22 protein-coding genes and 1 pseudogene are annotated in these 21,366 nt (G+C 42.8%); 12 read left to right on the top strand and 11 right to left on the bottom strand.

What is annotated here, in order from left to right:
- Window positions 1-630: 630 nt before the first annotated feature.
- A pseudogene (locus tag QQZ12_RS07535) lies at window positions 631-3,593 on the bottom strand (Tn3 family transposase).
- A gap of 148 nt (window positions 3,594-3,741) precedes the next feature.
- Here QQZ12_RS07535 and QQZ12_RS07530 point away from each other — a divergent pair.
- From QQZ12_RS07530 to arsC, 3 genes are read left to right on the top strand one after another with little or no spacing between them, the layout of a single operon-like run.
- A complete protein-coding gene (locus QQZ12_RS07530; RefSeq protein ID WP_102993834.1) occupies window positions 3,742-4,065 on the top strand; it encodes an ArsR/SmtB family transcription factor in 324 nt (107 codons plus the stop codon).
- Between the two features lie 58 nt (window positions 4,066-4,123).
- Entirely contained in the window at window positions 4,124-5,173 is a 1,050-nt protein-coding gene (gene arsB / locus QQZ12_RS07525) for an ACR3 family arsenite efflux transporter (protein ID WP_102993835.1), read from the top strand.
- A 30-nt stretch (window positions 5,174-5,203) separates the two neighbouring features.
- Entirely contained in the window at window positions 5,204-5,626 is a 423-nt protein-coding gene (gene arsC / locus QQZ12_RS07520; protein ID WP_102992498.1) for an arsenate reductase (thioredoxin), read from the top strand.
- Between the two features lie 112 nt (window positions 5,627-5,738).
- Here the strand turns inward: arsC and QQZ12_RS07515 are convergent, their stop codons facing one another.
- The 3 genes from QQZ12_RS07515 to QQZ12_RS07505 form a co-directional block, all read right to left on the bottom strand.
- Entirely contained in the window at window positions 5,739-6,119 is a 381-nt protein-coding gene (locus QQZ12_RS07515) for an ArsR/SmtB family transcription factor (RefSeq protein WP_102992499.1), read from the bottom strand.
- A 27-nt stretch (window positions 6,120-6,146) separates the two neighbouring features.
- Window positions 6,147-6,575, bottom strand: a complete 429-nt coding sequence (locus QQZ12_RS07510) for an ArsI/CadI family heavy metal resistance metalloenzyme (protein ID WP_102992500.1) — start codon at window positions 6,573-6,575, stop codon at window positions 6,147-6,149.
- Window positions 6,576-6,791: 216 nt separating this feature from the next.
- Window positions 6,792-7,202: a tyrosine-type recombinase/integrase gene (locus QQZ12_RS07505; protein ID WP_102992501.1), complete on the bottom strand. Its 411-nt coding sequence runs from the start codon at window positions 7,200-7,202 to the stop codon at window positions 6,792-6,794.
- A 194-nt stretch (window positions 7,203-7,396) separates the two neighbouring features.
- On the opposite strand from QQZ12_RS07505, the gene QQZ12_RS07500 reads away from it, so the two are divergent.
- The 4 genes from QQZ12_RS07500 to QQZ12_RS07490 all read left to right on the top strand — a co-directional run bounded on the left by QQZ12_RS07500 (window position 7,397) and on the right by QQZ12_RS07490 (window position 11,373).
- Complete coding sequence (locus tag QQZ12_RS07500) at window positions 7,397-7,774, top strand: ArsR/SmtB family transcription factor (protein ID WP_223247939.1); 378 nt, start codon at window positions 7,397-7,399, stop codon at window positions 7,772-7,774.
- Entirely contained in the window at window positions 7,755-9,875 is a 2,121-nt protein-coding gene (locus tag QQZ12_RS07495; protein WP_102992502.1) for a heavy metal translocating P-type ATPase, read from the top strand. Before QQZ12_RS07500 ends, QQZ12_RS07495 begins: the two co-directional genes overlap by 20 nt.
- A 140-nt stretch (window positions 9,876-10,015) precedes the next feature.
- Entirely contained in the window at window positions 10,016-10,420 is a 405-nt protein-coding gene (locus QQZ12_RS17075; protein ID WP_431606303.1) for a protein-S-isoprenylcysteine O-methyltransferase, read from the top strand.
- 326 nt (window positions 10,421-10,746) lie between these two features.
- Window positions 10,747-11,373: a recombinase family protein gene (locus tag QQZ12_RS07490; protein ID WP_189318820.1), complete on the top strand. Its 627-nt coding sequence runs from the start codon at window positions 10,747-10,749 to the stop codon at window positions 11,371-11,373.
- A 93-nt stretch (window positions 11,374-11,466) separates the two neighbouring features.
- On the opposite strand, the gene QQZ12_RS07485 is transcribed toward QQZ12_RS07490, so the two are convergent.
- Window positions 11,467-12,777, bottom strand: a complete 1,311-nt coding sequence (locus QQZ12_RS07485; RefSeq protein ID WP_284724202.1) for a serine hydrolase domain-containing protein — start codon at window positions 12,775-12,777, stop codon at window positions 11,467-11,469.
- Between the two features lie 488 nt (window positions 12,778-13,265).
- Here QQZ12_RS07485 and QQZ12_RS07480 point away from each other — a divergent pair, with 488 nt between their 5' ends.
- On the top strand, window positions 13,266-13,712 hold the full coding sequence (locus QQZ12_RS07480) for a hypothetical protein (protein ID WP_102992505.1): 447 nt from the start codon (window positions 13,266-13,268) through the stop codon (window positions 13,710-13,712).
- A 179-nt stretch (window positions 13,713-13,891) separates the two neighbouring features.
- On the opposite strand, the gene QQZ12_RS07475 is transcribed toward QQZ12_RS07480, so the two are convergent.
- Window positions 13,892-14,149 (bottom strand): serine hydrolase, encoded by a 258-nt coding sequence (locus QQZ12_RS07475; protein WP_102992506.1) that lies wholly within the window; start codon window positions 14,147-14,149, stop codon window positions 13,892-13,894.
- Window positions 14,150-14,541: 392 nt separating this feature from the next.
- Window positions 14,542-15,414, bottom strand: a complete 873-nt coding sequence (locus QQZ12_RS07470) for a LysR family transcriptional regulator (protein ID WP_102992507.1) — start codon at window positions 15,412-15,414, stop codon at window positions 14,542-14,544.
- Window positions 15,415-15,625: 211 nt separating this feature from the next.
- Between QQZ12_RS07470 and QQZ12_RS07465 the strand changes: the two genes are divergently transcribed.
- Window positions 15,626-16,045, top strand: coding sequence for an MFS transporter (locus QQZ12_RS07465; RefSeq protein WP_262983024.1), 420 nt, complete (start codon window positions 15,626-15,628; stop codon window positions 16,043-16,045).
- A gap of 14 nt (window positions 16,046-16,059) precedes the next feature.
- Window positions 16,060-16,782, top strand: a complete 723-nt coding sequence (locus QQZ12_RS07460) for an MFS transporter (RefSeq protein WP_262983025.1) — start codon at window positions 16,060-16,062, stop codon at window positions 16,780-16,782.
- A 72-nt stretch (window positions 16,783-16,854) separates the two neighbouring features.
- Here QQZ12_RS07460 and QQZ12_RS07455 read toward each other — a convergent pair whose 3' ends face one another.
- A complete protein-coding gene (locus QQZ12_RS07455) occupies window positions 16,855-17,757 on the bottom strand; it encodes a Nif3-like dinuclear metal center hexameric protein (RefSeq protein WP_102992508.1) in 903 nt (300 codons plus the stop codon).
- Between the two features lie 301 nt (window positions 17,758-18,058).
- Here QQZ12_RS07455 and QQZ12_RS07450 point away from each other — a divergent pair, with 301 nt between their 5' ends.
- Window positions 18,059-18,586: an NAD(P)H-dependent oxidoreductase gene (locus QQZ12_RS07450; RefSeq protein WP_102992509.1), complete on the top strand. Its 528-nt coding sequence runs from the start codon at window positions 18,059-18,061 to the stop codon at window positions 18,584-18,586.
- A 65-nt stretch (window positions 18,587-18,651) separates the two neighbouring features.
- Here the strand turns inward: QQZ12_RS07450 and QQZ12_RS07445 are convergent, their stop codons facing one another.
- From QQZ12_RS07445 to QQZ12_RS07435, 3 genes are read right to left on the bottom strand one after another with little or no spacing between them, the layout of a single operon-like run.
- A complete protein-coding gene (locus QQZ12_RS07445) occupies window positions 18,652-19,014 on the bottom strand; it encodes a winged helix-turn-helix transcriptional regulator (RefSeq protein WP_189318821.1) in 363 nt (120 codons plus the stop codon).
- A gap of 37 nt (window positions 19,015-19,051) precedes the next feature.
- The gene (locus tag QQZ12_RS07440) at window positions 19,052-19,468 is read right to left on the bottom strand and encodes a VOC family protein (RefSeq protein WP_106342214.1); all 417 of its coding nucleotides are present in this window, start codon (window positions 19,466-19,468) and stop codon (window positions 19,052-19,054) included.
- A gap of 31 nt (window positions 19,469-19,499) precedes the next feature.
- Window positions 19,500-20,354 carry an alpha/beta fold hydrolase gene (locus QQZ12_RS07435; protein ID WP_106342089.1) on the bottom strand — a complete coding sequence of 285 codons (855 nt, stop codon included), beginning with the start codon at window positions 20,352-20,354 and terminating at the stop codon, window positions 19,500-19,502.
- A gap of 237 nt (window positions 20,355-20,591) precedes the next feature.
- Between QQZ12_RS07435 and QQZ12_RS07430 the strand changes: the two genes are divergently transcribed.
- Window positions 20,592-21,353, top strand: coding sequence for a DUF2087 domain-containing protein (locus QQZ12_RS07430; RefSeq protein ID WP_284724201.1), 762 nt, complete (start codon window positions 20,592-20,594; stop codon window positions 21,351-21,353).
- Window positions 21,354-21,366: the final 13 nt, after the last annotated feature.

Below are 21,366 nucleotides of genomic sequence, written 5' to 3'. Positions count from 1 at the left end.
CTTGTCGCCAATTCACCTGTGCTGAACACAACAAGATTATGGGGTATCACGCATGCGTGAGGGTCAAGTCTAAAAAGTAAAAAGTTGATTGTTATATAGGGAATGGATTACTTGATGCTGATTAGGCTTTATTTTTGGGTTTGTTTTGTTTGTGTAGCAAACTTGTTTACATTGATGAAGAATGAGCGCTTTTTTATTCCGTTAAAGCCCCTGATAACGAACCTGTATCGAAGGTCTAAACACCCCTCGGCTGTCTAATACCCTGATTCAACTCAAACACGCATTGCCTAGCAGTTGGATGTTACGCTCCCTCCCCCGCGGTGGAAGTCTCTCCTTACCTGCATACCCCCTTAAGAATTGGGTTGTGTATACAGATCGTTATCGCAAACCTTAACAAGATTTCCCCTCAGACAAAGCTGTCATCTTTTTTAAAAACACCCATTTGCTAAACATGAAGCATCATGGGTGTTGAATACTTTAGGACTTAATAAAACATTGTCCTATTTGGGTTAAGTCCGAGATACGTGTAAAATATACAGTTATAAATAGAAATTTGTTCCAAATCGAAATAACACCGGCTCCCTTGTGTGTTTCACGTTAAGGGAGCCGGTTAGTTTATGGCTCGCTATGTCACAATCCCAGTGGCAGAATTAATTGTGGTTCTGGGGGCTCAGGTGCATTGTCCATGTCAATTACATAGTCACCAAAACGCTTAATGTGACTGGTCATGTAAGGACTCAAAGCAGCCACGGCTTCACTTTCAATCCCGTATCCTTCTCTGGTCAACTCCCGTAACACAGCTGTTAAGTCTACTACATTCTGAAGAATAACGGCGTTTGCAACAAGGTCATTGTACTTAATCACCTTTTCTTGCTCTTCCGGATCGTTATCAGCAATAATGCTTTCGCCGCCGAAAAAGAGCCATTTAGAAAAGCCATTATAGGCTTCAGCCTTGTTTGTTGTAGCTGTGATTTGCTGGCGAAACTCCAAGTTTGAAATGTATTCCAGTAAAAATACTGTTCGCACTACCCGTCCCAACTCTCGAAACGCTTTGTATAGCCGGTTCTTACGGCTGTCATTCCCCAATTTGCGAAGCAATGTAGCCGAGGAGATTTTTCCGGCCTTGATCGAAAGAACGACCTGGAGCAAATCTTTCCAATGAGTTTCAATGAGTTTCCAATTGATCGTTTCAGTAAATAGGATGTCAATGTGCTTATATCGAACGCTTTCAAAGGGACGGAAAAACATCAGGTCTTTCAGGTTCCGAATCCGGGGCATCAGCTTAATTCCCAATAGGTGGGCCAAAGCAAACACGGGTGTGGATTGCCCTTGGGTATCCGCATGCACGGTATCAGGCTGAATGTCGGATTTGTTTTTCAGTAACCCATCAAGAATGTAAACAGCTTCCCACACTCCGCAGGGAATGAAATGACTGAATAACGCTATGTAGTTATCCGATACATGGTGGTAAGCGATACCACCGTATCCTCCGTACCGGATATGGTATTCGGCTAACAGATTCTCCTCATAGATATCGTATTTGGTTCCGTCCGCAGCGGCCGTTTTACCACTGCCCCAAAGTTGTGGAAGATCGAACCGGTAATACTCGTTGATAGTATCTTTAATTGCCTGATCCAGTTTTTGTGCCGTCACGTGGCGTTGGTTCACGAATGAGAGCATCTTCGGAGTAACCTGTCCCCGCATATGGCGAGCAGCTTGGGCGGGTCCAAGATTGCAGCCGTACGTAAAGGTATTGAGGATATATCGTTCCGTTGGCATTTCCAGTTTCGGGTCGGAGCCGGATAGCGGCCCAAAATGACGTGTCCATCCAATCCAATGTTCTACGTTACATAAGATATCAAGGATGCTCCGTTCCGGCATCCTTTCGAGGACTAATTTCTCCAAATGCTTTTGATCCACTGTCCGTTCTTTTGTCCGGATTTTCTTTAATTCCGGCTCCCCTTTTTCGTTGATGACAACAGCATCAGAGTCAGGATATTTGTGATCGACAGTTCGGCAAGTGTGGTTCATCCATTCCTGTAACTGTTGGACAAACTCTTTCCCTTGTTTAGGAAAATCCATTTCATCAAGGTATTCAGATAAAAGAGGCTGGCATTCTTCCCAAGATAGCAGTTGCTCGCGATAATCGGCAAAGTCGTCAGAATCTTGAATACAGATATCTCCTGTTTTCAGTTCCGTTGCCATATAGGAAAAGACACACACCTCTAAATGGCGGCGAGCAATTTGATAGCCCCCAACACGCTGTTTGACCCGGATGGTCCGCCGCCAGGCGTCGGAAGCAAACGACAAATCGACCTCATCGGGGAGCCACTCCCGCCGGCTATTTTGGTGTTCTTTCACAAATTCGAGGGCCCGAATCAGACGGCCGTCCTCTGAAGTGGAATCAAGTCGAAGGGCATTAATCAGCCGGAACAGGACAGGGCGATGATTGTGCCGAAAAAACTTCAGAATCAAGGGGAGGTAGTTGTTTCCCTGGCAGGAAGCGACGGCTTCACAATCAACCAGAAGATCCGGAATGCTCCCTCGGGAAGCTAAAACCTCTTTGACCAATCGTCCCGCTTCCGCATCTTCAGGATGATCCTGTAAGGCTTGTAACACTTCTGTGAAAGCCAAAACCAAGGACCCTGTTTTCTCCCGGTGTTGCTCCCTGATTCGCTCCAATTCTTCTTTGGCTGCTTTATGGAGACTGGCCATCCGCTTAATAAACAAGGTTCCAAAATGATCACGGGTTTTCGTTTGGGCGCGATAGATCAGACAGAGAAGAAGTGTGGCTCGTTTGTCCTGTGAAAAATCTTTCATCTCCCGTGCGTCCAGTGCTTTGGCTTGAGCCGCAAAATGGCTTACTTTGGCTGGCGGGATTCCCTCCAAGTACGGTTTTGCATCTCCGAAAGTGGTTAACCAGGCCAAATGATCCAACCGCTCCCGGATCTCCGACAACCTGGACTTTTTAGGTAGGTTTTTCAAACGATTATATTCGCTATAGTGCGATTCTCCCCGTTCCAGTAATTCATCCAACCGTTTAATTTCCTGAATGCCCAGACGTTGAAACACCATTTCAAAAAATCCGTCATTGACGGATTTCCGGATATGGCGCGCCAAACGATCCAGCGTACTGAAAGCGGGAAGTTCATAGTTTTGCCGAACCAGTTCGGCAATGGCCACATTGATCAAGTCTGCCGGATGATCCATGACTTGGGCGGCCTTTTGCACTGTCTCTAGGGCAATCCGTTGGGCTTCTTTCCCATAGGATTGGATGCCTCGGAATTTCCGGATAGCTGTCTGGTGTTGATACCTAGTTCGCGGTTTATCGTATCCTGGAACCGTTTCTACAGGTAGTTTCATTCGATCGCGAATATAATTGACAATCTGAGCAGGCACTTCTTCGAGTTTAGGAAAATAGCCCAACCGCTGCGAAGTCTTCAACAAAATCATGGCACTTAGCAAAGATTTTGGGCCCCGTGCTAATTCGTATACAAACCGAACTTCTTCGTTCGAAGGTTTACCCGTTCCAACTCTTTTTCAGTGTATGAACGCTTGAGCCGGGGATATGCAGTACGCTCAATGGATGCCAAAGTCAATTTCCCCTCATGCTGTGGTCAAGTTTATTTTCACATAAATCATGGTGTGTCGAGACTGATGGACCTGACCAGTAGTATATTTATTTTCATCTTTGACAAAAATATAAGTACATGCTTATATAATAATGAGGTGATGAATATGATGGATTGGGAGCAGATCGCGGAGTGTCATAAAGCCTTGGCAGATAAAACTCGCTTGCGTATTCTCGCTTTACTAAAAGTGGAGGAATTATGCGTATGTGAGCTGGTAGAAATTTTGAATATGACGCAGCCGGCCGTTTCTCAACATATGCGGAAACTGAAGAACGCGAAGTTGGTGAAAGAACGTCGGAATGGTCAATGGGTTTTCTATTCATTGGATGGTTCCATCTATCCTTTCTTTCAATCTGTATTAGAGACACTTCCAAAGATGAGAAGTGAAATCGAGGAGTTAAAGAAAAGTGGGCGAAAAGTCGTCTGCGACTAAAGCTCCGGCCTCATCCAAAAAACTTAATATGAAAGGGCGTGATGCAATGAGTGGAGTCATGAGAAGACTCTCCTTTCTGGATCGGTATCTGACGTTATGGATTTTTCTTGCCATGGTCATAGGTATCGGATCTGGTTATCTTTTTCCAAGCATGGTGAACGTCTTAACAGAATTGCAGGTAGGGACTACATCCATTCCGATTGCCATTGGATTGATTTTGATGATGCATCCTCCACTGGCCAAAGTTCGTTATGAGGAACTGGGGCAAGTATTTCGGAACCTCCGGATTCTTAGTTTATCCCTGATACAAAACTGGGTGATTGGCCCTATATTGATGTTCGTATTAGCCATCCTTTTCTTAAGAGATCAACCGCAATACATGGTTGGTCTTATTCTGATCGGTCTTGCTCGATGTATTGCGATGGTAATCGTGTGGAACGACCTGGCGAATGGGAATAGAGAATATGCCGCTGGGTTAGTTGCCTTCAACTCGATTTTTCAAATTCTCTTCTATTCCGTTTACGCGTACATTTTCATCACGGTTGCACCGAAATGGTTGGGGTTAGAAGGAACTGTCGTCAATATTACCATGGGTCAGATCGCCGAAAGTGTTTTGATCTACTTGGGAATTCCTTTCTTTGCCGGCATGATCACTCGCTTTGCATTGGTGAAAGCTAAAGGGCGTGAATGGTACGAGACAAAATTCATACCAGTAATCAGCCCAATTACATTAATTTCATTGCTGTTTACGATTATTGTCATGTTTTCATTAAAAGGTGACTTGGTTCTTCAACTCCCGCTGGATGTAGTTCGAATCGCCATTCCTCTTTTAATTTACTTTGTTGTGATGTTTCTCATTTCATTTTATATGGGCAAAAAGGTTGGAGCAGATTATTCAAAAGCAGTTTCCCTCTCCTTTACTGCCGCCAGCAATAACTTTGAGTTGGCCATCGCAGTTGCAATTGGTGTCTTCGGCATCAACTCAGGGGCAGCCTTTGCCGCTGTAATTGGTCCGCTTGTAGAAGTACCGGTATTGATTGGACTCGTAAACGTCGCATATTGGTTCCGGCGTAAATACTTTGCACAAAAACTGTCCGAATCAAACTAAAATCTTTATTTTAAAAAGGAGGGAACAACGATGTCTAATAAAAAAATCATTTACTTCTTATGCACAGGCAACTCTTGTCGAAGCCAAATGGCAGAAGGGTTTGGAAAGAAATACTTAGGCGATCGCTTCGATGTGTACAGTGCAGGGATTGAAGCACATGGATTGAATCCGAAAGCAGTGAAAGTAATGGCTGAAAAAGGAATTGATATCTCCAATCAGACTTCTGATGTGATTGATCCTGAACTATTAAACCGTGCGGATTATGTCATCACTCTTTGCGGAGATGCCAATGATAAGTGCCCGCTTACTCCCTCCCATGTACATCGTGACCATTGGGGATTTGATGATCCAGCTAAAGCAAAAGGGACGGAAGAAGAAGTATGGGAAGTCTTCCGCCGCGTTCGAGATCAAATCGAAGCAAGGATTCAACAATTTGCTAAAGAAGGAAAATAAATAATAGCCACGTCTCTTTGTGGGATGTGGCTATTATTATATTAATCAAAATTGATTAAGATTATAATATTTTTCCATCGGCATAACATCAACAAATGTTCTTTTTCGTTCACTAGTGAGATCCTGCTCGGACGCTTTTCGAATGATCCAGTTTGGTTCCAATAGTTTCTGCCTCCCGATATCGATATTGAAATTCTTCTCGAAACAACTCCAATATTTTATGGTTGATTGCATAGAAATTCCATTTACCTACTTTCGTTTCATGAAGGAGGCCTGCGTCTTTTAATTCTCGCAGATGATAAGAGACTTTGGATTGTCCCATATTCATTTGCTTCTGAATATCACAAACACAGACACCACCGGAACAACATGCAACAGGAGGTGAAGTGCCAAGTTGATCATATCCTGCTTGAATGAGATCAAGGATTTTGATGCGAATCGGATCGCCAAGAGCCTTGGCGATTTGAGCAAATTTTTCTGTCGATAGGGACATCGCGCTCCCCTCCTTACTTCTTATTGATTAAGAGCAACAATCGGTTTCTGATTGTTTCGGTTCAGCGGCCGATTTATTGGATTTTTCTTCGGCATCGGCTAATACGGTAAACACTTCCCAACGGTGCCCATCCGGGCTGGTGACCCAAATTTTATCCTGGCGCGCATAGCAGCAAGTCGTATTCATCTCGTCAAAAGTAGCAAGGCCTTCTTTTTGAAGACGTTCTTTGGTAGCCAACACATCTTCCGTGGATTTCACTTGAATCCCCAAATGATTCAGACCGCCACTTACTTCTCCGCCTTCATTCAAAGTGAAGTTCAAAGCTGGTTGTTCCAGATCAAACTTAGCATACCCAGGACGAACTTTCACCGGCTCAACTCCAAACAATTGCGTATAGAAAACAACAGATTTGTTCAAGTCCTTCACGTTAATCGCTACATGGGGTTTTAATATCATCGTTTTCACTCTCCTGTAACTTCATATCAACTTTTCTTGATTTGAATATACATCAATTTATTTTGATTCGTCAATGCATAAATCAAAAAAAGTTGATGTTTTATTTATCGCAACGTCCTTAAAAGGGGTAGAGGTAGCATCCGTCGATTTTGGGGTCATTACCCAACAAATGGAAAATGACTTGAGAACCACATGGGAACTCAAGTCATTTCGTGTTTATATAGGAAACTCAGGGATGACACGTTCATATTCATCCTGAGCATCAGTAATGGCCAACTTAGAATACACTTCAAGCGACTTGCGGCTTGCATGTCCAGAATAAGGCTGAATGAGTGCATCGTCAATGCCTTGTTTCTTGAGCCACGTTAACAGGAAGTGACGCAATTTATGCGGCGAAATGGATTGGACCATGCCGGCCTGATCGGAATACTTCTTGAGGATTTTCCGAATGCCGCGGTCCGTGTATTTTTTCTTCCAAGACGATTCAAACAGGTAGACGGCACCCTTTTTCTCCGCGCTATCGGCATGCATGGCCAACAGCTCTTTGAAGGTAGTTGGGAACGGCACGATCCGGTCTTTCTTGCCTTTGCCTTCGTTCACTCTGATTTGGCAGCGCTGAAAATCCACTGATCGGCGTTCTCTGACGGAACCTCCCTCGATTATATCGCAGAATGGAGTTTCTACGATGAAACAGATATGTATATTTTCACGGTGATTCTCCCATAATAATGTCATAATCAAATGACCATTTGACTGTGTAGTGATTCCGTTTTATACTTCAATCAAATAATAATTTGATTATTAAAGTGAGGTGCAAATCATTGAGTGAAGATCGCTGTGAAATATATTGTTACGACGAAGAAAAGGTCAAGCGAGTTCAAACTTCATTAGAAAAAGTGAAACCGATGGATACAGCCCAACTGTTTAAAGCACTTGCAGATCCAACTCGTTTAAAAATTGCTTATGCCTTAGTGCAAGAGGATGAACTTTGTGTCTGTGACGTAGCTAATATTATTGATTCTACCTTGGCTACGGCTTCTCATCATTTGCGTTTACTTCGTAACATGGGCTTGGCAAAGTACCGGAAAGAAGGGAAGCTCGTTTTTTATTCTCTAGACGATGATCATGTGAAACAACTTGTGCAATTGGCGTTTGATCATAGTAAGGAGTTGACCACAAATGGAACAAGTGCAAGATAAAAAAGTGTATCGCGTCCAAGGTTTTACCTGTGCCAGTTGTGCAGCGCAGTTTGAAGAGAATGTAAAAAAACTCCCAGGTGTAAAGGATGCCAAGGTGAACTTTGGAGCCTCTAAAATCACCGTTTATGGGAATCCTTCCATACAAGATCTAGAGAAGGCTGGTGCATTTGAAAACCTAAAGATCTATCCCGAAAACCAGGAAGTACGCATGGAGAGAGAACCGTTTTGGAAGCGGAGAGAAACCATTCAAGTTGGTGTTTCTCTGGTATTTCTCATAGTTGGTTGGTTGATGGGTGAGTCTTATGGAGAGAAAAGTATCCCTTCTGTCGTTTCTTACCTGCTCTCCATGCTGATTGGCGGATACGCATTATTCCGGAAAGGATTACTTAATCTAACACGACTACAATTTGATATGTACACCCTGATGACGATTGCGATCTTGGGTGCAGCGGCCATAGGTGAATGGGGAGAAGGTGCAACCGTAGTCATTCTCTTTGCCATAAGTGAGGCATTGGAGACTTACTCTATGGATAAAGCCCGTCAATCGATTCGTACTCTCATGGATATTGCACCCAAACAGGCCCTGATTCGCCGTGGAGATAAAGAGATCATGGTTCCAGTCGATGAGATCCAGATCGGGGACATTATGATCGTTAAGCCAGGGCAAAAACTGGCCATGGATGGAGTGGTAGTCAAAGGAAGTTCCTCGATTAACCAAGCTCCGATTACCGGGGAATCCATCCCTGCGGCAAAAAACGTCGGCGATGAAGTGTATGCAGGTACTTTAAACGAAGAAGGATTGCTTGAAGTTAAAGTAACCAAACGGGTGGAAGATACGACCATTGCAAAGATCATCCATTTGGTCGAAGAAGCTCAAGCGGAACGAGCACCTTCTCAAGCCTTTGTCGATCGTTTTGCTAAGATTTATACCCCCGCAATTTTGATTGCTGGGTTCCTGGTTGCTTTGGTTCCGCCTCTCTTGTTCCAAGCGGATTGGAGCGATTGGATCTATCGCGGATTGGCTCTCTTGGTCGTTGGTTGTCCGTGCGCATTGGTTGTTTCAACACCAGTATCCATTGTGACGGCCATCGGAAATGCCGCACGAAACGGGGTTCTCATCAAAGGCGGAATTCATTTGGAAGAAGCCGGAGCCCTTTCGATCATTGCCTTTGACAAAACAGGGACTTTAACACGCGGAGTTCCTGTAGTGACAGACTTTATCTCGCTCATACCAAACAAAGAAAGAGAACTCTTGGGTATTGCGGTATCTATTGAGAAAAACTCCCAACATCCATTAGCTTCGGCGATCCTGCGGAAAGCAGAGGAAGAATCCATTCCGATCCAAGAGGTAGAAGATTTCTCCTCTCTGACAGGTAAAGGCGTACAAGCGAAGGTAAACGGAGTCCTTTACTACATTGGTAGTCCGGGATTGTTTGAAGAACTTTTACCAGCTGGTATACCGGAAGAAACGAAGAAGACCATCGTCGACCTTCAAAAACAAGGTAAAACCGTGATGGTACTTGGAACAAAAATCGAAATGCTGGCTCTCATCGCCGTAGCGGATGAAGTACGGGAAAACAGCCGAGAAGTAATTCAACGCTTACACGAGCTTGGTATTAAGAAGACAGTTATGTTGACAGGGGATAACCCGGCCACTGCTGAAGCCATCGGCAAAAAGTTAGGGATTGGAGAAGTTCAAGCCGAATTGTTGCCTCAAGATAAATTGGAGTTTATCAAACAACTCCGGTCAGACGGTTCCAAAGTAGCAATGGTCGGTGACGGGGTTAACGATGCGCCTGCTCTGGCGACCTCGACCGTTGGGATTGCCATGGGCGGAGCTGGAACGGATACAGCACTTGAAACGGCGGATATTGCACTCATGGCAGACGATTTGAAAAAATTGCCGTTTACCATCCGGCTAAGTCGTCAAGCCCTGAGAATTATCAAGCAAAACATTACCTTTTCCTTGGCGATTAAAGCCATTGCTTTACTGTTGATTGTTCCGGGATGGCTTACTCTCTGGATGGCCATCTTTGCAGATATGGGAGCGACGTTGATTGTAACCTTGAATGGACTTCGACTGCTAAAGGTAAAAGAATAAGTCCACCCGCTCTTTAGGAACCCGACTTTCTTTTCACAAGGTCGGGTTCCTCCCATCATAAAATGCTGAGGGAGGACAACGTATGTTCAAAATCATCTATTTTACGGGCTTGATAATAATGTTCATTTTTCGCCTTTTTTATAGGTGGCGGAGTAATTGCCGATTATCAGCTGCCATCTTGGATGGGATGGGCTGGAGTTATGGTCCTCGTTGTAGCCTTCTGGCTATTCTGGTGCTCTCACGCTGATCTGGGACGAAACTGGTCTTATACCCTTGAATTGAGGAAAGGACATCAACTTATTACCAGTGGAGTATACGAATATATCAGGCATCCCATGTATGCAGCCATTTGGATGTGGGGAGTTGCTCAAGTTTTGTTATTGCATAACTGGATAGCAGGGTGGTCCCATTTGTTGTCGTTCAGCCTGCTTTATTTCTTACGTGTGCCGCGCGAAGAACAAATGATGCTCAATCAGTTTGGAGAAGAGTATCAATCTTACATGAATAGAACGGGTAGAATTATACCACGCCGGTTTTGGAAGTAATAGGGCTTTTCCTTAGAGTGGAATAACGAGGTTGTTTGTCTTATTCCGGTTGCTTAGCGTAGGATTTTTTTAAATTGCTGGCGGTACCCCTTGAGGCCAAACGGCTTTTCAAGTCATTTTCCATTTGTTGGGCAAATGACCCCAAAATCGACGGATGCTACCTCTACCCCTAAAAGTAGACCTTTAAAAACTATGAAATCCATGCAGTTTCATGCGTTTAAAAATGTATGAAAATCACTTTTTAAACGTTTATGAAAATACATATACCTTTGGAAACGTAATTAGATACAATAAAAGGGATAAAATCCATTTTATGGAGTGGATTCATGGTGAAAATCGGTTATGTTCGTGTTTCATCTGCAGATCAAAATGAGGAACGCCAAATCAAAAAAATGTTGGAGTTAGGAATCGAGGAACGGATGATCTTCATTGATAAGCAAAGTGGGAAGGATTTTGAGCGGCCCAGTTACCAGATAATGAAGCGTATCCTTCGCAAAGGGGATCTTCTTTATCTGGACGCTCTCGACCGTCTTGGCAGGAATTATGATGGAATCATCCAAGAATGGAAACAGATCACGAGGGAAATTCAAGCAGATATTGTGGTACTGGAAAACGAAACATTGTTTGATAGCCGCAAATATCGAGAGATGGGGGATATCGGCAAACTCATGGAGGACCAGTTTTTGAGTCTCCTCTCCTATGTTGCCGAACAAGAACGGAAGAAAATCAAACAGCGCCAAGCCGAAGGCATAGCGCTTGCAAAAGCCCAAGGTAAACATTTAGGAAGACCCAAGATCAATTTACAGACGCTGTCCCATGAGCAACGCCAGTTATTAGTCTCTCACTATCCGAGATGGAAAGACAGAGAGATTACAGGCGTTGAATTCATGCGGTTACTTGGGTTGAAAAAGAACTCATTTTATAAGGTGGTCAAAGAGTACGAGAGCATGTGATATCTATAAATAGCCGTTCCTTTACTAGGAATCGGCTTTTTCTATTTTTCTCCATTTGTAACTGTATATTTTACACGTATCTCGGATTTACCCCTATTTGATCAGATAGAGGGTTAGATTATCCATTTCTCTATACCATAATCGTGGAGTAGTTGTTATTAGTTCAAAAATTAAGCTTTCATCCATGTACTCTGTAACAAATTCTATTTGTTTCTCAGTTATAAATATAGGATGAATAGGATATTGACAAGGAGCGCCATGTACTTTGGTTGTCGTAAGATATAGCTGCCCTTTTTCGTAGGTAATCTGTAACTCTCGATTTGAGTTCTCTGTTTGATAGGTTCCAAGCAAATGATGAATCGTTGCTTCATTTAAATCTACGGATCGAATTGCCTCTGGAATCTTGATAGGAACGCCGAAAAACACTTTGGCTATATTTTTACCTATCCAAGTCACTGGAGTAAAACTAAGATTACTTAGTACAATTACTGTTAAGTTATCATCTACAAATCGAAGAATGTCACCGCAGAAGCCATTAATATCTCCATAATGACTTATACAAGTCCGCTTTTTACCACCGATCTCAATCTGTTGAATGGCCCATCCGTAACCATAATTTTGCTGATAAGGATAAAACATAGAGCAAAGAGACTCGTCTGAAATAAGTTGATTGGTATATAAAGCTTGGTCCCATAGGTATAAATCCTCTACTGTAGAATATAGTCCGTAGCCTCCAAGCGGTATGGACATGTCTATAAATTCAGAATGAATCTTCTCCTTCCATATGGTATATCCAGAAGCCATATGTTTCAAAATGGTACGACCATTGTCTACACCTGAATTATTCATATGAAGGGGTTGAAAAATAAATTGTCTCAGATACTCTTCATAGGATTGACCTGATAGTTGTTCAATAATCTTTGTCAAAAGTAGATAGGATGAAGAACAATACGAAAAACGCTCTCCTGGTGTAAATTCTAGTGAAAGCTCCTTAAACAACGCTATGGTTTGATCCAATGTAGATGGTAATCGCATAATACGTGTCCAATAATCTGGAAAACTAGTGAAATCAGGAATACCAGAAGTATGAGTTAATAAATGATGAATGGTAATTTGTTTACCATTGAGGAAGTCAGGAAGGTAGCGATCTATAGTATCCTGTACGGAAAGAACTCCCTGTTCTTGCAATTGCAAAATAGCAGTTGCTGTAAACCCTTTAGTGATTGAGCCGATTCGATATTTTGTTCGCGGAGTATTAGGGACATTATTTTCCACATTTGCTAAGCTATATCCTTTGCATATTAAAACTTCACCCTTATAACCGACTAAAATCGATCCACTAAAATATCCATTTTGATCTAAGGCATTCAAATATTCTTCCAATTTGCCCACAATTTTCTTCATGTTTTATTAGCCTCCCCCTAAATAAATCAAATTGGCAAAAGAACCACATCAACTATTCTTTGAGAATCTCCCCGCACTCCACCCTCATTCTCCTTTCCAGACATACTGCACCATTCGCTCACCCACCAATTGCACCGTTTGAATGATCTGGCCTTGTGCTCGGCGGAAGTAGTGTCAGAGCTCGGCCATATCATTCAATATTGGATCGATGATGTGGTCGAGTTGGTCTTAGTATGCCTCCGCTATCTTGAGACACCTCTAAGTGGATATATCGCTTTTGCTTGACTTCAAAATCAAGGTGGTCGTCGTCATACAACATTTTCATCACCCTAAATTCATGATACCACTTAGATTAAGGTTTAGAAGGGAAGTGAAAGAGTTAAAAATGACATAAAAATAGTAATTATTTATATAATTTCTATTTTATTTCATTATTATTTATGATATATTCATAATATAATTAAATTTATGAAAAAGGAGACCTGAGGATGAATTTAAAACGAGTTAGTCTTTGTCTTTTGGCATTGGCTTGCGCTTTAATCATTCCATTCACAACCGCCTCTGCCAGCGAAGTGGGCCAAAAGGGTTGGGTCGTTCCCAAATCAACTGTGTCGAGTGGAAACGGGGCATCCATTTATGGGCCTGGGGAATGGGATTATGTAGGTTCTTCCACCTTCACCTATTCCAGCGCATACGCGTCTTCTGGTGGAGGGGACTTTATGGTTTGCCTCGTATCTGGCCCATCCACCACATATTATTTATATGAATACGATCCAGACAACGCAGATGAATATGTGGGATATGTATACTTAAGTGCCGGTCAATGTGGGGTTTTCCGAGGTATTGGCGGTTATGTGGATGGAGACAACAAAAAGGCTGAATTTTATGTCGAAAAGGACGTCGGTGGAACCGCAACAGTAGATTTCTGGGATTGATTAAATAAAATAAAGGGGATGAGGAGAACATTTCTTCTCTTCCCCTTTGTTCTTATCTTGAGGGTTCCTTAAGGTTAAACTCCTGAAACACGGGTCACGGCAGACCGCATAGCGCGGTCTTATTCTACCTTATATTATTGAATGATAAACTTTACACGCGTTCCGTCTAGATACGGTTCTCATTGATTTCCTACCCATGCACCAGCGCACTGTTCTTGCAATTGCAAAATGGCAGTTGCTGTAAACCCTTTAGTGATTGAGCCGATTCGATATTTTGTTTGCGGAGTATTAGGGACATTATTTTCCACATTTGCTAAGCCATATCCCTGACATATTAAAACTTCACCCTTATAACCGACTAAAATCGATCCACTAAAATATCCATTTTGATCTAAGGCATTCGAATATTCTTCCAATTGCCCCACGATTTTCTTCATGTTTTATTAGCCTCCCCCTAAATACAGAAATTTGACAAAACAGGAGTTGGAAACAAATGCCTAATAAATTAAACCAAAGTAAAGTAAGCTGGTTTTCTTAATGTATCTTTATTTTATCTCCTTTACCACTGGTTGCACGAACGCGGTATTGGGCCTGTTATACATTTTAGTTGTGTCTAAGTGCGCTTTTTGTTTGTATTACAAACTTGTTTATATATTAATCGAGATTGTCGTTTCATGATTCTTTGTGCTGATACCTAAAAGGGTAAGGAGATCATGTTCACTCTCCCCCTTTTACAAGCTTGATTTTCAAATGTTTACCGTAAACACATGTACGATAGCCACTTTATCGTCAAAACCAAAAGTGACGCAGAATGCTACCTGCATCACTACTAAGTAGATGGAGATTCAACTGTTGTTGAGATGACTTTATATAATTGCAATCCAAGCTTCCGACTACGAGTAGCTATAGAAATCGATCTTTTTCTTCCGAAATTAGTAATAGGCAGAGCGAACAGCTGAAGATGGCCGATATTTTTAGCCATCAATTCGGGGAGAATGGTGATACCCATCCCTGCTGCTACAACCCCAAGAATAAAGTCTCCAAACGCTACCTCGCTAATGATATTAGGCTTATGGCCCAGCAACGCCATTTGTTCGATGATATGCTTTCTTGTATCACAAGGGGCTTGGTGTACGATTAGTGGTTCATCGCAGAGCTCGGCAAACTCAACCGTTTTTCGCGAACGGAAACGATGATGTAAAGGAAACACCACATAGTAAGACTCTGTAAACAATTCGCAACTCCACAAAGAATCCCCAACATCTGATGTATCAACAAAGACTGCATCAAGCCTACCTTCCTGTAATGATTGTATCAGTTCCCACGAAGTGTTTTGAATCATTAATGTCATTGGTCGATCCAAGAGGCGAGGTTCCTTGATCCTTGGAGGTAAATAATAAGTTGCCAGACTAGGTAGACTCCCGATGGCAATAGGGGTAGTTCGGCGAAATTGTCTTAACTCTTGACGAATCGCGGTTAATTCAGCGAGGACAGGCACAATTCGATTGTAAAAACGTTCGCCGGCTTCTGTCAGTTCAATACCGGTAGATGTTCTATGAAATAATACAATATCAAGCTCATGTTCTAGATTACGGATATGTTTACTTAATGCCGGTTGAGAAAGATTAAGTGCTTTGGCGGCTTTAGACAAACTTTGTTGCTTAGCTGCTTCAACAAAACTTTGGAACCACTCTATATTCATCTGTTTCACTCCAATTGATATAACCAATCGTTATAGCCCTCGAAAATATCAATTGTTCTGCTCGCCTTAATAGTTTGGTATTCTTTCGGGTGTAAAGGCTCGTTTCATTATAACATATCGTTTTATGTAGAAATCCTTATCAGGGTTGGCCTCAAATTTAGTTATGTATCCAACCATGATACATATGGTGCAAAAAATAAGGGGGGCTATGATGCGAAAAGTTCTTCTCCTCACGATCGGCATGTTCGCTCTTGGATTTGATGCTTATGTGGTGGCTGGTCTACTCCCCGATATCGGAGAAACATTCAAAATCAGTGCTTCTGAATCGGGACAAGTCGTTAGCGTGTTCACTCTTTGTTATGCACTGGCTGCTCCAGTTTTTGCTACATTGTTGGCTGGAAAACCCATGCGCCGGATTTTATTATTGGCACTCGCCGTATTTTCAGTAGGTAATGGAGCTAGTGCTTTAGCCCCGAGTTTCTTCTGGCTACTTATGTCTCGTGCTGTTGCAGGGATGGGAGCTGGGCTTTTTTCTCCACTGGCTGCTACAGCTGCCGCATCCCTCGTTTCCAAAGAAAAACGAGGCCGTGCTCTTGGTATGGTGCTAGGTGGCATGAGCATGGAGTCGTAGGTGTTCCTCTAGGAATGATCGTTGCTGAATATCTAGGTTGGCACGGGACTCTCTGGTTCATCACTGTGCTTGGTCTAATCGCCATGATGGGTATTGCGATCTGGTTTCCCAACTTTCCGGCTTCGGCGCCACCGTCTCTAAGTCAACGTATTGCAATGCTGACCAATAAACGGGTTGCAGCAACCATTGGAGTTACTCTTCTGACTAGCATTGCGAGCTTAGGTCTCTATACGTATATCGCATCCATCTTGCATAGCCTGGCAGACATTCATCACATTACGCCATACCTATGGGCATGGGGGATTGGTGGGGTAATCGGGAGCTTTTCCATTGGTAGCCTGATCGATCGAACGGGCCGACCAGGCTGGCTCATGGTCGGTATTCTAGCCATCATGGCTTTTGCCATGTTCAGCTTGCCCTTGGGACTCAAATTTCCTATTCTCGGCTTCCTGCCCTTTGTTCTTTGGGGAGGAATGGGCTGGGCCTCACAAGCCCCGCAACAACATGTATTACTTCACTTGCAACCTGATCATAGTGCAGCTACTGTTGCTTCAAACAGTTCCGCTAATTATTTAGGCAGTGCGATTGGTTCCGCACTTGGGGGAATGATGATGCTAGCCGGATTGGCACCTTCTCACCTTCCATATGCCGCCGGTTACCTTGTACTAGTCACCTTACTGGGACAACTGTTGGTCGTCATAAGAAAAAACAAGGAACAACAAGGATTAGATAATTAAAGAATAAAAAAAGACTATCTCGCAAAAGGAGATAGTCTTTTTCATTGTTTCCCTGCTGAGTGTCATAATTGCTTATCTCCACCATTTATCCTGTGGTAACAGAATACAATGTATATCAAAGTGCTTCTCTAACCAGTTTTTCATCTGTGTTTTCTTGACTAAAAACTCAGATGCCGCGTGGGAGACACCGATCAACGACATCGAAGTTTGATTAACGTACTCCATCATCTGTTGATATCTCTGCCGACCATAATCATTATCGATATGACAATGAACTTCTCCGGTGATATATGCTTGGGCTCCTTTTTCCTCTGCTTCTTTCATAGCACTGACTTTATCTCCACATCCAGCCACAATAGCAATCCGATTGATTTTACTCAAGTGCCTTCCCTCAAAATCCACATAAGGAATATCGAAGATCTGTAATGACTTGCGAATGAGTGCCTCTGTGTTTGTCTCGGGTATTTCACAAATCAAGCCACATTCTTCGAAAAATGAATCAACCACCGTTGCATGGAAGGCTTCTGCGATTGATATACTTGTTCCTACCTTTTTATTAACATCCATGGGCATATGACAAGTATAAATGGATAATTTCTTTTCACGAACAGCGTCGATAAAATGCTCCTTAATAGGAACAAATCCTTTTCCCCATGCCCCCCTTGGATCTCCACATTCCATAAACAGTGGATGATGCATAAACAGCAAATCCCCTTCTTGAGATTGATCCAGGAACTTGGTTAAAACATCATCGGTTGGAAACACGGCCAAAAATACATTGCTAACTTCTTCAGCACCTTTTAGCATCAAGCCATTAAATTGTTGTGTGAATTTATAATGAAATACATTTCTCCAATCAAATCCAATCGGATCATAAACCATGGGAATAAATCGACTAAACGCAGGATCACTACCAAAGCGGTCTAGTTGAAACAGTTCATCAAGCTTCTTCTCTAACATTGACAAATTTATCATTTCCCTCTCTCCCTTCTGTCCGTTTGCATGGCACAGGACAAATAAATAGATCTGACTTATCCAATAAGAAATACTATTTTGATATCCTACCATAAACATTTACTGGTTGGCATATGTTTGTGCTACAAACTTGTTTGATTATTATTCATGGTTAGTTCTCATCTTTCTCTTTCAATTGAAGAGTCAACTTAAGATACAACACTCACCTTTTGGTAAGTACCTGTAATAAAAGTGCATACTTACATATCTATAGTCATCATCTTATACTCAAATTAAAATATCCTTGAAGGAGGAACCGCTGATGAAAACACTGGTTATTGTCTCTCACCCAAACATAGAAACATCGGTCATTAATAAGCGGTGGGTAGAAGAGCTAAGTAAATATCCAGAAAAATATACAATTCACGACTTGGCCAAGGTTTACCCTGATGGGAACATCGACGTGCAAAAAGAACAAAAGTTGGTTGAGTCACATGGCAATCTTATTTTACAATTCCCAATCTATTGGTTTAATTGCCCTCCTCTCCTGAAAAAGTGGTTAGACGATGTTTTAACTTATGGATGGGCCTATGGTTCACATGGAGATAAATTCAAGAATCGTAAAGTTGCTTTAGGCGTGACGGCAGGAATTAAAAAAGAGGATTACAGCAAAAATGGACGATATCAGTATACACTTGATGAAGTGTTGGTTCCATTTGAAATGACTTTTAAGTATTGCAATGCAGATTACCGCTCGTTTTTTGCGTTTTATGGCGAAGAACACAAGCCATCTGCAAGCGAAGTATCAAAAAGCGCCCAGGAATATGTGAATTTTATCGACCAGATCTAACACGCAAAAAGGAAGTATCACCTGGTTATGGGGATACTTCTTTTCATTTAAACAACTCGCTATACCTACCGTTCTCTGGTTTCGACCTTTGGCAATCTGTTTTTTTCTCCCCACTCACACATCATATTTAACAAGGGAATCAGCGAACGGCCTCGTTCAGACAAGGAATATTCAACTCTTGGGGGGATTTGGGGAAATTCTTTGCGAATGATCAGGCCGTCTGCCTCCAACTCTTTTAACATCACACTTAACGTCTTAAAGGAAATGTTGCCAATACTCCGCTTCAGCTCATTGTGACGCATAACCTTATTCTCAGACAGCCAATATAAAATAATCATTTTGTATTTGCCGCCGATTAAGGACAATGTATATCCAAAGCCCGTATCTGTCGGCTCCACTCCAGTCGGAACACAGGTTTTGCGCACCATCTACACTCTCCTTCAAGTAGTAAATACGTCCTTAGTCTCAAATCTCCCACTGCGGATTCCAGACCACTTCCCACAGATGCCCATCGGGGTCTTGAAAATAACCTGCGTACCCGCCCCAAAAGGTGTCATGCGCTGGGGTTGTAATGGTCGCACCCGCTTGTTTTGCCTGATCAATTATTTGATCCACTTCTTCTTTGCTTCCCACATTATGTCCAAGGGTAAATTCAACAGGGCTGGACGCGGTCAGTGGAACGTTTGCATCATGAGCAATATCTTTGCGTTGCCAAATGGCAAGCTTCAACCCTGATTGCAAGTCAAAAAAAGCCACTGCGCCGTGCTCATATTCTGACCCGATGATGCCTTCTGTGGAAAATCCCAACCCATCACGATAAAATGCCAATGACTTTTCCAAATCATCCACGCCTAAGGTAATTACTGTGATACGTGGCTTCAACACACATCATTCCTTTATCGATGAATTTGGTTCAAGCCCCATTATAAATCCAGTTAACTAATGTAGCGTCAAAAGTAGTGGGCTCTTCAAACATGGGGTAGTGCCCGCTTTGTTCGAAAACGACTTTCTTCACATTCGCAAACCCTTCGTCAACAGGATCCCACAACGAGACAGGACCCACTAGATAATCAAATCTACCCAGACCGACAAACACAGGCTTGTCAAATGCGGCCAACATATCAATCATATTCAGCCGCGCAAAAGCTTCCCCCCATAAATAGTCGATGATCGGCATGTTTGTGCGCACCCCTTCCCACATGGGAGCTGCGTCAATGGTGTAATCAAAAAAACTGTGGGCGCCCATGCGAATGCACATGTGAGCGAACCGTCTCTCCGGCTCTTTTTCAATATCGCCCGCTAATAATGCGAAATCTTTTTCAAACTTTCTTTTTCTATCCGGACTTGCCGTTTCATCAAAGAAAGCCATGCTTTGCGCTTGCCGTTTAGGGCTATTGGTAGGAGCTGAGTTGAGCAAAACCACCTTCTGCACATTGGCAGGATATTTTTTGGCGTATTCCAAAGCGAGAAAGGCATGCCCTGAATGGCCAAGGATGACAACGTCTTCAATCTGAAGTGTTTCTCTCATCTTCTCTATATCATCCAAAATGCGCTCCAATCTATAATCCTCCGGTTGGAGAGATTGTGAAGTCGACTTTGCAAATCCCCTGTGGTCAATAAATATGAATTTCAACGCTTGCTTTATCTTTTTTGAAAACAGCCGCGGATAATAAATCTTGCTACCGACAACCAACACCGGCATCCCTTCTCCCTCGATTTGGTATGCCAGTCCAAACCCGTCAATTGATATAACTCCTTGACGCTCCATATCAGCAGCCTCCTTTTTTGTTTCTCTTCGGTTGCATGTCTTGATACCGAGCTTGCTTACATGCTCATTCTACTACACTCACTAGTGAAAAATAAGTGATAGCGAAACGGACCCGAATTTTTTGTTATATCTGTAAAACATCCCCCATTAATCAGATTCGGCCCGCCGTTGCAAAATAACGGACGTTATTATATTATGTTTATGTATAAAACAAACAACAAGGGGTTTTGTTTATAAATGAAAGATATATCCGACTTGTTCTGGGACGCGTCCGTCGCCGAATTAAAACAAGGCTATGTGCACGATCAGGACGCTGGCATCTATCGCTGCTTAATCTGCGGCCAATCTTTTGAAAAAGGCATCATTTATTTTGACGGCGATACTTTCTTTGAAGCCGAACGGTACACCCAGCATCACATCCATAAACAACACGGCTCCATGTTTAATTATTTGTTGGGCTTAGACAAGAAATTGACGGGACTGACCGACCTGCAAAAAAAAATGCTGGACTATTTTTTCCAGGGCTTGACCGACAAAGACATCGTTCAAGAACTTGGCGGCGGTAGCACCTCCACCATCCGGCACCACCGCTTCACCTTACGCGAAAAAATGAAGCAGGCCAAGGTATTCCTCGCTCTGATGGAACTGACGGAAGAACATGCCGCCAAACCAACCAAGTGGATCAATCCCCCGCGCCAAGCCAAAATGCTTGATCAGCGTTTTGATATCACCGAAGCGGAACAGCGCCAAATCTTGGAGAAATATTTCCCTGAGGGCCTAGAGGGGCCGTTGGCCGAATTTCCCAAGAAAGAAAAGCGCAAAGTGGCCATCCTCAAACATCTCATCACCAAGTTTCAAGCAAACCGCAAATACAGCGAACTGGAAGTGAACCGCATTTTGGAACGCATCTATCCAGATTACGTCACATTGCGGCGCTATCTGATTGAGTATGGTTTTATGGACAGAACGCCAGATGGTAGTCAATATTGGATTCTTTGAAGAAAAGGAGTGA

The sequence above is a fragment of the Laceyella tengchongensis genome (assembly GCF_900182735.1).
Lineage (GTDB): Bacteria > Bacillota > Bacilli > Thermoactinomycetales > Thermoactinomycetaceae > Laceyella > Laceyella tengchongensis.
This window is presented reverse-complemented; position numbering and strand designations above follow the sequence as displayed.

Bases quoted from the DNA above. Each gene is read 5' to 3' on its own strand.
- QQZ12_RS07480 (WP_102992505.1), top strand. From the start codon at position 13,266: ATGAATTTAAAACGAGTTAGTCTTTGTCTTTTGGCATTGGCTTGCGCT.
- QQZ12_RS07475 (WP_102992506.1), bottom strand. From the start codon at position 14,149: ATGAAGAAAATCGTGGGGCAATTGGAAGAATATTCGAATGCCTTAGAT.
- QQZ12_RS07465 (WP_262983024.1), top strand. From the start codon at position 15,626: ATGCGAAAAGTTCTTCTCCTCACGATCGGCATGTTCGCTCTTGGATTT.
- QQZ12_RS07430 (WP_284724201.1), top strand. From the start codon at position 20,592: ATGAAAGATATATCCGACTTGTTCTGGGACGCGTCCGTCGCCGAATTA.
- QQZ12_RS07450 (WP_102992509.1), top strand. From the start codon at position 18,059: ATGAAAACACTGGTTATTGTCTCTCACCCAAACATAGAAACATCGGTC.
- QQZ12_RS07455 (WP_102992508.1), bottom strand. From the start codon at position 17,757: ATGATAAATTTGTCAATGTTAGAGAAGAAGCTTGATGAACTGTTTCAA.
- QQZ12_RS07445 (WP_189318821.1), bottom strand. From the start codon at position 19,014: ATGGTGCGCAAAACCTGTGTTCCGACTGGAGTGGAGCCGACAGATACG.
- QQZ12_RS07530 (WP_102993834.1), top strand. From the start codon at position 3,742: ATGGATTGGGAGCAGATCGCGGAGTGTCATAAAGCCTTGGCAGATAAA.
- QQZ12_RS07510 (WP_102992500.1), bottom strand. From the start codon at position 6,575: ATGATATTAAAACCCCATGTAGCGATTAACGTGAAGGACTTGAACAAA.
- QQZ12_RS07485 (WP_284724202.1), bottom strand. From the start codon at position 12,777: ATGAAGAAAATTGTGGGCAAATTGGAAGAATATTTGAATGCCTTAGAT.
- QQZ12_RS07470 (WP_102992507.1), bottom strand. From the start codon at position 15,414: ATGAATATAGAGTGGTTCCAAAGTTTTGTTGAAGCAGCTAAGCAACAA.
- arsB (WP_102993835.1), top strand. From the start codon at position 4,124: ATGAGAAGACTCTCCTTTCTGGATCGGTATCTGACGTTATGGATTTTT.
- arsC (WP_102992498.1), top strand. From the start codon at position 5,204: ATGTCTAATAAAAAAATCATTTACTTCTTATGCACAGGCAACTCTTGT.
- QQZ12_RS07460 (WP_262983025.1), top strand. From the start codon at position 16,060: ATGATCGTTGCTGAATATCTAGGTTGGCACGGGACTCTCTGGTTCATC.
- QQZ12_RS07435 (WP_106342089.1), bottom strand. From the start codon at position 20,354: ATGGAGCGTCAAGGAGTTATATCAATTGACGGGTTTGGACTGGCATAC.
- QQZ12_RS07515 (WP_102992499.1), bottom strand. From the start codon at position 6,119: ATGTCCCTATCGACAGAAAAATTTGCTCAAATCGCCAAGGCTCTTGGC.
- QQZ12_RS07495 (WP_102992502.1), top strand. From the start codon at position 7,755: ATGGAACAAGTGCAAGATAAAAAAGTGTATCGCGTCCAAGGTTTTACC.
- QQZ12_RS07490 (WP_189318820.1), top strand. From the start codon at position 10,747: ATGGTGAAAATCGGTTATGTTCGTGTTTCATCTGCAGATCAAAATGAG.